This window comes from Flavobacterium algoriphilum (assembly GCF_048158655.1).
Taxonomy (GTDB): domain Bacteria; phylum Bacteroidota; class Bacteroidia; order Flavobacteriales; family Flavobacteriaceae; genus Flavobacterium; species Flavobacterium algoriphilum.
Genome location: NZ_JBLNKY010000005.1, coordinates 184,680 through 199,441, shown reverse-complemented (window position 1 = coordinate 199,441; position 14,762 = coordinate 184,680). Strand labels below are relative to the sequence as shown.

Here is a 14,762-nt window from a genome sequence, read left to right as displayed (position 1 = left end):
ATTAAAAAGTACGGTTGTATCAACTGTGCTTTTTTTTGTCATTTTATTAAATAAACAGCTCTAATTTATTTAAAAAGAGTAAATTTGATGAGTTTTTTAAAAATATTACATGAGCGCATCGCACAAAGACTTGCATACTAAATTAACATTAGGTGGGTTACTAGTTTCATTAGGAATAATTTACGGTGATATTGGAACTTCACCTTTATATGTAATGAAAGCCATACTAGGTGATCATATTATCAATGCTGATGTCGTTTTGGGAGGGATTTCAGCTGTATTTTGGACTCTTACTCTACAAACCACTATAAAATATGTACTGATTACTTTAAGTGCTGACAATCATGGTGAAGGTGGTATTTTTGCTTTATATGCATTAGTCAAAAAAACAAAAATTCAATGGTTAATAGTCCCCGCAATTATTGGCGGAAGTGCCTTACTCGCCGATGGAATAATAACCCCACCCATATCTGTATCTTCTGCTGTTGAGGGAATCAGAACCTATTACCCACATATAAATACTATCCCAATAGTAATAGGAATTCTATTTGTATTGTTTGCAATTCAACAATTTGGAACCAAATTAGTCGGTAAATTTTTCGCTCCAATGATGCTTATTTGGTTTGGTATGCTTGCCGTTTTGGGCTCCATACAAATCGCACAACATACTGAAGTTTTCAAAGCTCTGAACCCTTACTATGCCTATCATCTATTATCCATTCATCCTGAAGGTTTTTTTGTTCTGGGTTTTGTATTTCTTTGTACAACTGGAGCTGAAGCATTATATTCAGATATGGGACATTGTGGTCGAAAAAACATTAGAATTAGCTGGATCTTTGTAAAAACTGCGTTAGTGCTTAATTATTTTGGACAAGCGGCTTATTTAATCCATCACGAGGGCGAAACATTACAAAGTTTAGGAGGAAAAAATGGAAATCCATTCTATCTTATCATGCCTGATTGGTTTCAACCTATAGGAATTATTATTGCAACACTTGCAGCAGTAATTGCTTCACAAGCATTAATCAGTGGTTCATTTACATTAATAAATGAAGCCATGCGATTGAACTTTTGGCCTAAAGTAAAAATAAAATACCCTACTGAGTTAAAAGGACAATTATATATTCCATCTATAAACTGGTTGCTGTTTTTTGGTTGTGTTGGCATCGTATTGCACTTTGAAGAATCCAGTAATATGGAACATGCTTACGGATTAGCTATTATTTTATGCATGATAATGACTACTATTTTACTTAATTTTTATTTAATAATGAAAAGAGTAAAATTGTATTTTATTGTACCATTGATTACCATTTATCTAATAATTGAATTTAGCTTTTTAGCAGCTAATATTACAAAATTTGCAGAAGGTGGCTATGTAACCCTTTTTATAGCAATAGTTTTAATATCGGTAATGACCATTTGGTATTTAGCTAAGAAAATTAACAAAAGCTATACCAAAATTGTTAAGATTGAAGATTACAAAAAGGTGCTTGTCGAATTAAGTAAGGACTTATCCATTCCTAAATACGCGACGCATTTAGTCTATATGACTAATGCAGGAAGAACAGATGAAATAGAAGAAAAAGTAATGTATTCCATTTTACAAAAAAGACCTAAAAGAGCTGATATCTATTGGTTCGTACACGTGAATATATTAACGGAACCTTATAAAACCGAATATAAAGTAACCGAAATGGTTAAAGATGATTTGTATCGTGTGGACTTTAATCTTGGTTTTAGAGAGCCTACCAAAATAAACTTGATGTTTAAAGAGGTAATTAAAGACATGGTACAAAAAGGAGAAGTAGATATAACCAGCAGATATGAATCTTTGAATAAAAATAACATTATAGGGGATTTCAAATTTGTATTATCTGAAAAGTTCCTTTCTAATGATAGTGACTTAAGATGGTATGAAAAAATAATCATGAATTCCTATTTCTTCATTAAAAAATTAAGTTTATCTGAAGAAAGAGCCTTTGGCTTAGACAGCAGCTCTGTTAAAATTGAAAAATTCCCAATGGTGCTTCATGCTCCTGAAAAGATAGCATTAACAAGAGTTAAATAAGGATTTTAAAATCCTAATAATTTATAAAAGCACTGTGTAAAAACAGTGTTTTTTTATACCAAAAAATTAAAAAATAACATTCATTATTAAAAATATAACATTCAATCAATTAATAGTACCTTTGCACCTCAATTATTAAAAATGAGATTACACAGAAATTTAGTTTATACTACCATTGATGCTTTGAACGCCATATTTAATGAAGGCGAATATGCTGATAAAGTGGTAGCACGATCCTTAAAAAAAGACAAACGTTGGGGAAGCTCTGACAGAAAATTTGTTGCCGAAACCATCTACGAAATTGTACGTTGGAAAAGATTATATGCCGAAATCGCCGAAGTAAAAGAACCTTTTGACAGAGACAATCTTTGGAGAATGTTTTCTGTATGGGCCGTTTTAAGAGGCTACCCTATTCCTGATTGGCGCCAATTGGAAGGAACTCCAGAAAGAAAAATAAAAGGTCGTTTTGACGAACTTTCAAAAGTGAGAGCCTTGAAAGAATCTATTCCGGACTGGATGGATGAATTAGGAGTTAAAGAATTAGGTGAAAAAGTTTGGGCAACTGAAATTACAGCTCAAAACCAGCCTGCTAAAGTTATTCTAAGGGTAAACACACTTAAGACAACTCGAGAAGCGCTTCGTGCTATTTTGATGGATTTAAATATTGACACAGAGACGCTGAAAAATCAACCTGATGCTTTGGTTCTAAAAGAAAGAGCTAATGTTTTCTTGACTGATGCTTTCAAACAAGGTTTCTTTGAAGTTCAGGATGCTAACTCCCAATTAGTGGCTGCTTTCCTTGATGTAAAACCTGGAATGCGTGTTGTTGATACCTGCGCTGGTGCTGGTGGTAAAACATTACACATTGCTTCTTTGATGGAAAACAAAGGACAGTTAATTGCTATGGATTTGTATGAAAGCAAATTAAAGCAATTAAAAATCAGAGCCAAAAGAGATGGCGCTTTCAATATTGAATACCGCATCATTGATTCTACAAAAATCATCAAAAAATTACACGAAAAAGCAGACCGTGTTTTAATTGACGCACCTTGTAGCGGCTTAGGAGTTCTAAAAAGAAATCCAGACGCTAAATGGAAATTAAAACCGGAATTTATTGATAACATCCGTAAAGTACAATCGGAAGTTTTAGAAAGTTATTCTAAAATTGTAAAACCGGGTGGGAAATTAGTGTACGCTACTTGTTCTATATTACCATCCGAAAATCAAGAGCAAATTGCTCGTTTCTTGACTACTGACATTGGAAAACAATTCAACTTTATTAAAGACCAAAAAATATTGGCTTCAGAGTCTGGTTTTGACGGATTCTACATGGCTTTGTTAGAACGTAAAGAAAACTTAGAGCAGAAAGAAAAAAGAGTACAGAAAGAAATAGAATAGAATAGAGATTTTAGACTCCTGAATTCACAAAAAAAGTCCTCGAAATTCGAGGACTTTTTTATATTATTATTTTTTCAGCTTAATATTTTTCCAACTTTAAACCTTAAATTCAAAAACTTCAAACTTCAATTAATCATTCATTGAGATTAAAAACTCCTCATTGTTTTTGGTTTTCTTGAAACGATCATTAATGAAATCCATAGCTTCCACTGGATTCATGTCCGAAAGGTATTTTCTCATAATCCACATGCGTCGCAATGTTTTTTGATCCAATAGCATATCGTCACGTCTTGTACTTGAAGAAGTTAAATCGATAGCAGGAAAAATACGTTTGTTAGCAATTTTTCTATCCAATTGCAATTCCATATTACCGGTACCTTTAAATTCTTCGAAAATAACTTCATCCATTTTTGAACCGGTTTCAGTCAATGCAGTAGCAATAATACTTAATGAGCCACCATTTTCTACATTACGGGCAGCTCCAAAGAAACGTTTTGGTTTTTGCAATGCATTCGCATCCACACCACCACTTAATACTTTACCTGAAGCAGGTTGAACGGTATTATACGCTCTGGCCAAACGCGTAATGGAATCCAATAGAATCACAACATCATGACCGCATTCTACCAATCTTTTTGCTTTCTCAAGAACGATATTCGCAATTTTCACATGCTCTTGCGGTTCTCTGTCAAATGTAGAAGCAATTACTTCGCCACGCACACTACGTTGCATATCAGTAACCTCTTCCGGGCGTTCATCAATTAATAAAACAATTAAATACACTTCAGGATGATTCGCCGCAATTGCATTGGCAATTTCCTTAAGTAACATTGTTTTACCCGTTTTAGGCTGCGCCACAATCATTCCACGTTGTCCTTTTCCTATTGGTGAAAACAAATCGATAATTCGTGTTGAAATGGTACTTTGCTTTTCAGCCAGTTTAAATTTTTCTGAAGGAAAAACAGGCGTTAGATGTTCGAATGAAACCCTATCTCGAACCACTTGAGGGTCGTGTCCGTTTATTTTTAAAACGCGTACTAATGGAAAAAATTTCTCTCCTTCTTTTGGTGGACGAACCACACCTTTTACGGTATCTCCAGTTTTTAGACCGAACAATCTAATTTGAGAAGTCGATAAATAAATATCATCTGGCGAAGCCAAATAATTATAATCTGAAGAACGCAAGAAACCATATCCATCTGGCATCATTTCAAGAACACCTTCACTCTCTATAATTCCATCAAATTCAAAATCAGAAGCAGCAAAATTACTTTTCTTATTTTTAAAATTTGGATTTAGATTACCGTTTCCATTACCGTTTTGGTTAGCGTTTTGGTTGGAATTCTGATTTGGATTCTGCTTATGTAATTGATTTGGATTTATCTTTTTTACCGGTGTGGCAAGAACTTCGGTTTCCTCTTTAGTTGTTGCAATTGTAATCTCGATATTCTCTTTGTTTGCTTCTTTTACTTCTTCTTTACCCTTTTTTAAAGCAATCTTCTTTTCGTAGGCTGATTTATTAAATTTAATAATTTTACCTACTTTTTTCTCCGCATCTGCTTGTTCTTCTGCAATTGGAATAATCTCCTCTTCTTTTGGTATTGGTTCAACCGCAGGATTTTCTTCAACTGGAGTACTTGTTTCTGTTGCAGTTTCTTCTTTTTCAAACAGCGTATTTTTTACTGCTTTTTGAATAGCTATTTTTTTAACCGGAACGATTCGCGTTCTTTTGGGTTTATCGTCTTCAACGTTACCTTCTTCTTTTGTAGCTAATACTGAATCAACGTTAGAAACCACTTGATGCTCTAAAATCTGACTGATTAAAGTATCTTTTTTTACACCGTTAACCTTTATTGTTTTAGCTGATTTAGCTATTTCTTGAAGCTCAGATAGCTTCATTTCTTTTAATGCAGAAATATCAAACATGAATGTTCTATGAGTTTAATTATTTTGGAAAATTGAAAGATAGGTAGTAAACTTTTTGTTTTGAATCAACCGCAGTATGAAGTGCTTACGGTATTATCATGCAATAATACGAATAAAATTTTATCATACAATAGCATTTTTAAAAAAGAAAATATATTTTTGTACAACAAATCAAAACCATGATACAAAGAATTCAAACCATTTATTTATTTCTTGCATTTGTAGTAACAGGAATTTTACCATTTTTCATTCCTTTATGGACAATGAACAATGCTACTAATTTTTTATTCATGCAATACCAGGTATATGTGATCTTATTTGGTTTAAGCACAACGCTTACTTTGCTGAGTATTGTATCTTATAAAAAAAGACAAAATCAATTTGTTATTGGCAGATTGAACATAATATTAAATTTAATTTTATTAGGATTGTTTGTATATCGTTCACTAAATTTATCTGGAGAAACACTGGCTGTTTCGGAGAAAGGTATTGGGATGTTTCTACCTGTAGTTGCTATCGTATTATTAGTCTTGGCTAATAAAGCTATAAAAAAGGATGAAGATCTCGTAAAATCTGTGGATAGATTGAGGTAAACCTATAAACTTAATTTATTTAGTGCGAAGAAAACCCGAATGTAACAGTTCGGGTTTTTTTGTAGCCATAAATATTATAAAATAATAAAAATCTTATTAAATGATTCATTAAATTTTTATAAATTTGGTTTATAATAATTCTATCATGAAAACAAAAATTAGAATCCATTTAGCAGACGATCATCAAATACTTATTGATGGAATTAGCACTTTACTGCAAACAATTCCTAATTATGAAGTAGTGGGGTTTTCTCTAAACGGAACCACCATATATGATGACGTGACGAATAACAAATCTGACATTCTTGTTTTAGACATTAATATGCCAGAAAAAGATGGAATTGAAGTCATTAAAGAATTTGCTGAAAAAGGTTTTCCTTGCAAGGTTATTGTTCTTTCCAGTTATGACGATCTGAAACTGATAAAAGAAATTATGAAACTTGGTGTCAGTGGTTATTTAACGAAACAATGTGCCGGTGAAAATATCGTCGAAGCCATTGAATTAATTTCGAGGGGAGAAAAATATTTTAGTAAACCAATTCGAGAAAAAATATTTAATTCTTTAACAAAGAGTAATCCAAAACTAAACAAAAAAGAACTGAATACAAATTCAATTTTGACAGGACGCGAATTGGAAATCATTACTTTGATTTCATTAGAATACAGTGGAAAGCAAATTAGCGAACAACTTTTTATCAGCATGAATACTGTAGAAACACATCGCAAGAACATAATGAAAAAACTAGATGCCAAAAACACTATTAGTCTAGTTAAATATGCGATTAAAAATAATTTGATAAAGTCATAAATTAAGCAATAAAAAATATTTTTTTATGTCTCAATTTCGAATTAATATATTGCTTCTTTTATTGCTAGCTTTTTTTAGCACTTCTTCTTTTGCTCAAGAAAAAACACTTTCCAAAAAAGAAATTACACTATTATCAAAAGACGCTAATAAATGTTTGAAAAAGGGGGATTTTGAAAAATCTCTGGTTAAAGCACGAATGGCTTTACATTATGCCATTGCTATAAAAGATGACAATCTTATAGCATCCACATACAACACAATTGGAGCCAATTTTGATGAATTAGCTGAATTTGATAAAGCTTTTTTCTACTACAATAAAGGCTTACTTTACGCAAAAAAAACCAATAATAATCAATTAAAAAATTGGCTCTATAACAATTTAGGAAACATCTATTGCTTCAATAAAAAAGAATATCGGAAAGGAATTGTTTGTTACAAAAAATCATTAGAATACAGTAAAAAAATAAATGATTTTAGCCAAATCGTCTTCACAAAACTCAATATAACTTGGGCTTATTTTGACATTGGCCATTTTGATGAGGGCTACCCTTATTTACAATATATAAATAAACACCACCAAAAATACGGTGATGAATCAACAACAGTTGCACTAAACATGTTAAACGGAATGTATTATGGTAATAAAAATGACACTAAAAAAGCCAACTTCTTTTTTCAAAATGCCATAAAATTTGGAAATTTGGGCATTGAAAAATCAGATTTATCTTTTTCACATCAAGAATATTCAAAAATTTTATTAAAAAATGGTGAATTTGAAAAAGCATACAAAAACTTGGCACTTTACAATACCATCACAGCTCAACTGAATACAGAAGAGAAACTCAAAAAAATCAATACTGCAGGTATTAATCTTGAAATAGATGAATATAGGAGAGAGATTAACAAAATAGAAACTAATTACAAAACGAAGCAGGAATTATTAGTAGAAACAGAATCTAAAAACAAAAAAATTAGCATTATAGTAATTTCATTATTACTTTTAACCATCATTCTTTTTTACTTTTCATTTCAAAATTCAAAACTAAAACAGAACAACAAACTTAAAGATTTACAAAGTAAAATTCAGGAAAACATAATCAACGCATCCATAAATGCACAGGAATTAGAAAGAAAAAAAATCGCTTCCTTTTTACACGATAACATTAGCGCTTTGTTGTCTTCGGCAGGATTACATTTAAATGTTTTCACTTCCCAAAATCAATCTCCTCCGCAAGAAATACTAAAAACTAAAGTAATCTTAGCAGAAGCACATGATAAAGTTCGCGATTTATCACATGAACTGATGCCTACACTTTTAGCCCGCTTTGGTTTATTTTATGCACTGGAAGACTTATGTGAAAAAAATTCAAACTCTGTAATTGAATTTAAATATTCAAGTCTTCTACCTACAAAAACGCGTTATAATGAAGGGTTTGAAATGAAGATTTATTTTATTATCAGCGAATTATTGAATAATATCACGAAACACAGCAATGCAAAAAATGCAAAAGTTACTATTCAGGAAAACAACAAATCACTACAAATCCATGTTTACGATAACGGAAAAGGATTTAATACCGACCATTTTCACAGTCTTGAAGGTTTTGGCCTCAATCAGATTCAGGCGAGAATAAATAATTTAAAAGGCAGTATTTCTATCGATTCCAAACAAAATCATGGAACGTCAATTTATATCGTTGTACCAGTTGTAGAAAAATAATCGTTAGCCTTTTTTCTCCATTTCAATAATTTCCAAATCCTTGATTTTATCGCCGTCAATCACAAAACGCAACATTGTGCGTACCTGATGAAAACCACTTTTCCCAACTGCTCCGGGATTCATGTGTAAGAGATTATGTTTTTTATCAAATATTACTTTTAGGATATGCGAATGCCCGCAAATAAATAATTTGGGCGGATTCACATTCATCTCTGCTTTAATATTGGAATTGTATTTCCCCGGATAACCACCAATATGCGTAATCCAAACAGCAACTCCCTCACACATAAAACGGTTGTGCAACGGGAATTCCAATCGGGCTTTAGCATCATCAATATTCCCATAAACACAACGCAACGGTTTTAGTTTTTTTATTGTATCGGTTACGGACAAATCCCCAATGTCGCCTGCATGCCAGACTTCATCTGCCTGAGCGACGTATTTTAAAATAGTATCGTCAATATGGCTGTGAGTATCAGAAAGGAGTAGTATTTTTTTCAAAACAGGTTTATTAGCAGCTATTTCCAGCTATTCGCTTGTATCTTTATATCCGCCAAAAAGGCGAATAAAAAGGATACCGCTTTTATCTGGGCTAGGATTTTTGGTAAAATTAGACAATCAAATTCCAAATAAAAAATCCATTTAAAACTTAACAAACTTTTGCACCATGGGGACTTCGTGACACAAAAATTAATAAGTATCTTTGTCACTTCAAAAAAAATCACTTGAGGTATTTCATAAAATTAGCATACAACGGAACCAATTATCATGGCTGGCAATACCAACCCAATGCTGCATCAGTTCAGGAAACAATGAACAAAGCATTTTCAGTGCTATTGAATACCGAGATTAATCTTATGGGAGCTGGACGCACGGATACCGGTGTGCACGCTAAAGAAATGTACGCTCATTTTGATTTTGAAAAACCATTTGATATTCCAAATTTAGTTCACAAGCTCAACTCCTACTTACCCAAAGACATTGTTGTTTATGGCATTCTTCCCGTTCATGACGAAGCGCACACGCGTTTTGACGCGACTAAAAGAACGTATGAATACCATATCAACACGTTTAAAGATGTTTTTTCGCAAGAGCAAAGTTGGTATTTCAATCAAAAATTAGATGTGGACTTAATGAACGAAGCGGCCAAATTATTGTTTAATTTTACGGATTTTCAATGTTTCTCTAAAGTGAATACGGATGTGAACACATTTGACTGCACGATTTTTGAAGCCTATTGGACTCGAGGCACGGCCGAACAGGGCGCAGACAAACAAGAAAATGGCAACCTTATTTTTACGATTTCGGCAAATCGTTTTTTACGAAACATGGTGCGTGCCATTGTGGGAACATTAGTAAATATAGGATTGCACAAGATTACACTGGCTGATTTTGTTGCTATTATAGAAAGTAAAAACCGAGATAAAGCTGGTTTTTCGGTTCCGGCACATGGTTTATATTTAACCAAAATAGAATACGATTACATTACACAATAGCCCAGATAGCAGTGGAAATCCTTTTATGTTTTTCTTTAAAAACATAAAAGATTGAAACGAATAGCTGGAAATAGCTCCTGAAAACAATCAGGATAAACCAAAAAACATGAAAGCAAAAGCATTTGATACCCGATTATTTAAACGAATATTACAATACACGAAACCGTACCAATGGCGTTTTAATGGCGTGATTATTTTTGCCATTTCACTGTCCATATTTGCTGCATTACGCCCGTATTTATTGAAACAAACAGTTGATGGTTACCTAAAAACCCATGATCAACAAGGTTTACTGATGTATGTAATCTTGATGGGAATAGTGCTTTTAATGGAGGTATTCTCGCAGTTTTACTTTGTATATTGGGCAAACTGGCTGGGTCAGGATATTGTGAAAGACATTCGGACAAAACTATTCAAACACTTGTTGAGTTTTAGAATGAAGTATTTTGATCTTGTTCCCGTGGGGCAACTCGTAACACGTTCTGTATCGGATATTGAGGCAATCGCCCGAATTTTCAGTCAAGGATTGTTTATGATTATCAGTGACTTGATGAAAATGGTTGTGGTACTTCTTTTTATGTTCTACATGAACTGGACGCTGACCTGGATTGTAATTGTGGCTATGCCTATTCTGGTTTTCTTCACGCGAATTTTCCAAAAGAAAATGCAGGTGGCTTTTGAGGAAGTGCGTACGCAAATTGCCAATATGAACTCTTTTGTTCAGGAACGTGTGACGGGAATGAAAATTGTGCAACTTTTCAACAGAGAAGACATTGAATTTGAAAAATTTAAAAGCATTAATGACAAACACAATAAAGCCTGGATTAAAACCATACTTTATAACTCTATCTTCTTCCCTATTGCCGATATTATTTCATCATTGACATTAGGATTTATCGTGTTGTATGGCGGAATCAAGATACTAAACGGGGATAATTTTACCACTTTTGGAGATTTGTTTTCGTACACCATGTTCATCGGAATGTTGTTTAATCCGTTGCGCCAAATTGCGGATAAATTCAACGAAATGCAGTTGGGAATGATAGCGGCAAATCGTGTTTTTGATATTTTGGATACCCAAGATCAAATACAAGATACCGGAACGATTGAAGCGCCAATTTTCAAGGGGGATATAAAATTCGAAAACGTTCGTTTTGGTTATACTCCTGAAGAAGATGTGATTAAAGGAATTGATCTTGAAGTAAATGCCGGACAAACCATTGCGATTGTAGGTTCTACAGGAGCGGGAAAATCAACGATTATCAACTTGTTAAACCGTTTTTACGAAATCAACAGTGGCTCCATTTGTATTGACAATCACAATATTGAACATTACACTTTAAGCTCCTTGCGTACGCAAATTGCGGTGGTATTGCAGGATGTTTTCCTTTTTGCAGATACTATTTTTAATAACATCACCTTGAATAATTCAGCGATAAGCAGGGAACAGGTTTTGGCTGCAGCCAAAAAAATTGGCGTTCACAATTTTATTATGACTTTACCTGATAATTATGATTTTGACGTCAAAGAACGTGGAGTAATGCTTTCGTCAGGACAGCGTCAGTTGATTGCTTTTTTGAGAGCGTATGTGAGTAATCCGAGTATTTTAATTTTGGACGAAGCGACTTCGTCGATAGACACCTATTCTGAAGAATTGATTCAACGCGCCACTGAAACGATTACCAAAGGCCGCACGTCCATCGTGATTGCACACCGACTTGCAACTATCGTCAATGCTGATAAAATTGTGGTTATGGACAAAGGATTAATTGTAGAGCAAGGCACGCATCAAGAGTTAATCAACCGTGAAAGTGGGTACTACAAGAACTTGTATGATTCGCAATTTTCGGTGGCTAATTAGTTTTTTTACTGCAAAGACGATAAAATTTTATTGACGCTAAGACACAAAGGCGCTAAGTTTTAAAATACAATTAAAATTTATGAAAAGATCGTTAAAAAATTAGATCTCTATATTGATAATACTGTAAGCATTTAAAAAAAAATAGTGCTTTTTTGAAATTTTGTTAGTTTATTACTTTATTTCGTTGAAATTTTCTCAAAACAGAATAAATCCTTAAATTCGCCCAATCAATTAAATAAGAAAACACACGAAAAAATGAAATACGATATTATAATTTTAGGAAGTGGTCCTGGAGGATATGTTACCGCTATTAGAGCATCACAATTAGGCTTTAAAGTAGCCGTAATCGAAAAAGAAAACTTAGGCGGAGTATGCTTGAACTGGGGTTGTATCCCAACCAAAGCGTTACTTAAATCAGCTCAGGTTTTTGATTATCTAAAACACGCTTCTGATTATGGATTGACTGTTTCATCTTTTGACAAAGACTTCCCAGCTGTTGTACAACGCAGTCGTGGTGTTGCTGACGGAATGAGCAAAGGGGTTCAATTCTTGATGAAAAAAAATAAAATCGACGTGATTGATGGTTTTGGGAAACTAAAACCAGGAAAAAAAGTTGATGTTACCGACAAAGACAATAACGTTACTGAATACAGCGCTGACCATATTATAGTTGCAACTGGAGCACGTTCTCGTGAATTGCCAAACTTGCCACAAGATGGTGTAAAAGTAATTGGTTACAGACAAGCAATGACTTTGCCAACACAACCTAAATCGATGATTATTGTAGGTTCTGGGGCTATTGGAGTAGAATTTGCACATTTCTACAACTCTATGGGAACTGATGTTACCATTGTAGAATTCATGCCAAATGTAGTTCCCGTTGAAGACGAAGATATTTCGAAACAAATGGAGCGTTCTTTGAAAAAAGCAGGAATCAAAATCTTGACCAGCTCTTCAGTTGAACGAATTGATACCACTGGAGCAGGTGTTAAAGCATTTGTAAAAACAGCAAAAGGAGAAGAAGTTCTGGAAGCAGAAATCTTGCTTTCAGCAGTTGGAATCAAAACCAATATTGAAAATATAGGATTAGAAGAAGTTGGTATTGCTACTGACAGAGATAAAATCTTGGTAAACGCATACAACCAAACCAATATTCCTGGATATTATGCTATTGGTGATGTTACACCGGGGCAAGCATTAGCACACGTAGCTTCTGCTGAAGGAATCAATTGTGTAGAGAAAATCGCAGGGCTTCACGTAGAACCTATCGATTATGGAAACGTACCGGGTTGTACGTATGCAACTCCTGAAATTGCTTCAGTAGGGTTGACTGAAAAACAAGCTAAAGAAAAAGGATATGAATTGAAAATTGGTAAATTCCCATTTTCAGCTTCAGGAAAAGCAAAAGCAGCAGGAACTCCGGATGGTTTTGTAAAAGTAATTTTTGATGCCAAATATGGCGAATGGTTGGGTTGTCACATGATTGGAGCCGGAGTTACAGATATGATTGCTGAGGCAGTTGTTGCACGTAAACTGGAAACTACAGGACACGAAATCCTAAAATCAATTCACCCACACCCAACAATGAGTGAAGCCGTTATGGAAGCCGTTGCTGATGCGTATGGCGAAGTAATACACCTATAGATTTTAGATCGTAGTTTAAGGATTTTTGATATCCCATATAGGAATCCGATTTGTGAAAGCAAATCGGATTTTTTATGATTATCCTAATGACAAAACTTTACTTTGAGAACCCAAACCTAAAATAAAAAAACTGCTGCATGTGTCTATTACCGTAAGATGGCTTAAAAAATTAGTTTTTTATTTACGTTATAGCCCTACCTATAAAGCACCTATTATCAATTAATTATGAAATATTTTTAACTAATTATACAACAAACAATTTACACATAATCCCGTACTTTGGATAGATCGAAAAATAGTTAAATAAACGGAAACAATTTTTCTTTTATAATTATTTATAAAGTGCGTCTCATGAAAAACATTTATCTTACCACTGGCACAATAAATCAAGTTTTTGATGAACTTGAAACCTCCCTTAAAGGGGTTTTAGATTCAAAAAATAACGAATTTAATTTAACCTTAAATTCAGATTTAATCAAGGGAAATATTAAGGCGATACCATTTATAAATGGCATTAGTTCCATTCAAGTTAACATTACATTTTCTGATGATACAATGCTGAGTATTGAATCATTAAGTAAATCGTCAATTTTATTTGCCTATTGTACTGAGGGATATATTAAACATAGCTTTGGCGTATCTGGACACAAATTAACTCTTAGAAAACACTATTCAGGATTCGTAACCAGTAGTCGAAGTATAAATACCATATTACATTTCAAAAAGAATATGCCTATTAAATTTTCTCTTATAAAAGTTGAAACTGAAGACTCAGTAAACACAATAAATGATTCTATTATTTTAAAAATGAAAAAAACTTTTTTAAATAAACGACAAAATCATACTTATCAAGGACTTGAAAATTTAAAAATTACAGAAAAATTCAATCAATTTAATTCAATTACTGAACAAGGAATGAGTGGACATGTAATGAAAAAAGAAATTATACAATCAATACTAACTATGGAGATTAAAAACCATACAGATAATCTAATTAAAATGTCCCGTGCAATAAAACGTTCGACTCTCAATCAAATTAATGAACTAAAAAAGATGGCGAGTTTTATTAAAAATTATGCCTTTGAAGGAATTTACAATAAAGTTATTATTTCAAAAAACAGGATCATAATAAAGTAACTTATAGAAAAACTTGAATTATTGTTACCACTGGCTTACCCTTTCCATAATCAAGATAATCTATTTTTTATTTCAGGTTTACAAATCAGATAAGTTTACAAATCGTGT

11 protein-coding genes are annotated in these 14,762 nt (G+C 33.1%); 9 read left to right on the top strand and 2 right to left on the bottom strand.

Going from position 1 to position 14,762, the window contains the following annotated elements; all coding sequences use genetic code 11:
- Positions 1 to 109: 109 nt before the first annotated feature.
- Positions 110 to 2,071 (top strand): KUP/HAK/KT family potassium transporter, encoded by a 1,962-nt coding sequence (locus tag ACM55G_RS10590; RefSeq protein WP_416843894.1) that lies wholly within the window; start codon positions 110 to 112, stop codon positions 2,069 to 2,071.
- Positions 2,072 to 2,212: 141 nt separating this feature from the next.
- Positions 2,213 to 3,469, top strand: a complete 1,257-nt coding sequence (locus tag ACM55G_RS10585) for an RsmB/NOP family class I SAM-dependent RNA methyltransferase (RefSeq protein ID WP_416843893.1) — start codon at positions 2,213 to 2,215, stop codon at positions 3,467 to 3,469.
- A 129-nt stretch (positions 3,470 to 3,598) separates the two neighbouring features.
- Here ACM55G_RS10585 and rho read toward each other — a convergent pair whose 3' ends face one another.
- The gene (gene rho / locus ACM55G_RS10580) at positions 3,599 to 5,395 is read right to left on the bottom strand and encodes a transcription termination factor Rho (protein WP_416843892.1); all 1,797 of its coding nucleotides are present in this window, start codon (positions 5,393 to 5,395) and stop codon (positions 3,599 to 3,601) included.
- A gap of 179 nt (positions 5,396 to 5,574) precedes the next feature.
- Here rho and ACM55G_RS10575 point away from each other — a divergent pair, with 179 nt between their 5' ends.
- The 3 genes from ACM55G_RS10575 to ACM55G_RS10565 all read left to right on the top strand — a co-directional run bounded on the left by ACM55G_RS10575 (position 5,575) and on the right by ACM55G_RS10565 (position 8,516).
- The gene (locus tag ACM55G_RS10575; RefSeq protein ID WP_416843891.1) at positions 5,575 to 5,988 is read left to right on the top strand and encodes a DUF4293 domain-containing protein; all 414 of its coding nucleotides are present in this window, start codon (positions 5,575 to 5,577) and stop codon (positions 5,986 to 5,988) included.
- A gap of 145 nt (positions 5,989 to 6,133) precedes the next feature.
- A complete protein-coding gene (locus ACM55G_RS10570) occupies positions 6,134 to 6,796 on the top strand; it encodes a response regulator (protein WP_416843890.1) in 663 nt (220 codons plus the stop codon).
- 25 nt (positions 6,797 to 6,821) lie between these two features.
- Positions 6,822 to 8,516 carry a tetratricopeptide repeat-containing sensor histidine kinase gene (locus ACM55G_RS10565; protein WP_416843889.1) on the top strand — a complete coding sequence of 565 codons (1,695 nt, stop codon included), beginning with the start codon at positions 6,822 to 6,824 and terminating at the stop codon, positions 8,514 to 8,516.
- A 3-nt stretch (positions 8,517 to 8,519) separates the two neighbouring features.
- Here ACM55G_RS10565 and ACM55G_RS10560 read toward each other — a convergent pair whose 3' ends face one another.
- Positions 8,520 to 9,017 carry a metallophosphoesterase family protein gene (locus ACM55G_RS10560; RefSeq protein WP_416843888.1) on the bottom strand — a complete coding sequence of 166 codons (498 nt, stop codon included), beginning with the start codon at positions 9,015 to 9,017 and terminating at the stop codon, positions 8,520 to 8,522.
- A gap of 224 nt (positions 9,018 to 9,241) precedes the next feature.
- On the opposite strand from ACM55G_RS10560, the gene truA reads away from it, so the two are divergent.
- The 4 genes from truA to ACM55G_RS10540 all read left to right on the top strand — a co-directional run bounded on the left by truA (position 9,242) and on the right by ACM55G_RS10540 (position 14,654).
- Positions 9,242 to 10,012: a tRNA pseudouridine(38-40) synthase TruA gene (gene truA / locus ACM55G_RS10555; protein WP_416843887.1), complete on the top strand. Its 771-nt coding sequence runs from the start codon at positions 9,242 to 9,244 to the stop codon at positions 10,010 to 10,012.
- 106 nt (positions 10,013 to 10,118) lie between these two features.
- Positions 10,119 to 11,873: an ABC transporter ATP-binding protein gene (locus ACM55G_RS10550; protein WP_416843886.1), complete on the top strand. Its 1,755-nt coding sequence runs from the start codon at positions 10,119 to 10,121 to the stop codon at positions 11,871 to 11,873.
- A gap of 255 nt (positions 11,874 to 12,128) precedes the next feature.
- Positions 12,129 to 13,517 (top strand): dihydrolipoyl dehydrogenase, encoded by a 1,389-nt coding sequence (gene lpdA / locus ACM55G_RS10545; protein WP_416843885.1) that lies wholly within the window; start codon positions 12,129 to 12,131, stop codon positions 13,515 to 13,517.
- A 351-nt stretch (positions 13,518 to 13,868) separates the two neighbouring features.
- On the top strand, positions 13,869 to 14,654 hold the full coding sequence (locus ACM55G_RS10540; protein ID WP_416843884.1) for a hypothetical protein: 786 nt from the start codon (positions 13,869 to 13,871) through the stop codon (positions 14,652 to 14,654).
- The last annotated feature ends 108 nt before the right edge of the window (positions 14,655 to 14,762 follow it).

Bases quoted from the DNA above. Each gene is read 5' to 3' on its own strand.
- ACM55G_RS10590 (WP_416843894.1), top strand. From the start codon at position 110: ATGAGCGCATCGCACAAAGACTTGCATACTAAATTAACATTAGGTGGG.
- ACM55G_RS10585 (WP_416843893.1), top strand. From the start codon at position 2,213: ATGAGATTACACAGAAATTTAGTTTATACTACCATTGATGCTTTGAAC.
- rho (WP_416843892.1), bottom strand. From the start codon at position 5,395: ATGTTTGATATTTCTGCATTAAAAGAAATGAAGCTATCTGAGCTTCAA.
- ACM55G_RS10575 (WP_416843891.1), top strand. From the start codon at position 5,575: ATGATACAAAGAATTCAAACCATTTATTTATTTCTTGCATTTGTAGTA.
- ACM55G_RS10570 (WP_416843890.1), top strand. From the start codon at position 6,134: ATGAAAACAAAAATTAGAATCCATTTAGCAGACGATCATCAAATACTT.
- ACM55G_RS10565 (WP_416843889.1), top strand. From the start codon at position 6,822: ATGTCTCAATTTCGAATTAATATATTGCTTCTTTTATTGCTAGCTTTT.
- ACM55G_RS10550 (WP_416843886.1), top strand. From the start codon at position 10,119: ATGAAAGCAAAAGCATTTGATACCCGATTATTTAAACGAATATTACAA.
- lpdA (WP_416843885.1), top strand. From the start codon at position 12,129: ATGAAATACGATATTATAATTTTAGGAAGTGGTCCTGGAGGATATGTT.
- ACM55G_RS10540 (WP_416843884.1), top strand. From the start codon at position 13,869: ATGAAAAACATTTATCTTACCACTGGCACAATAAATCAAGTTTTTGAT.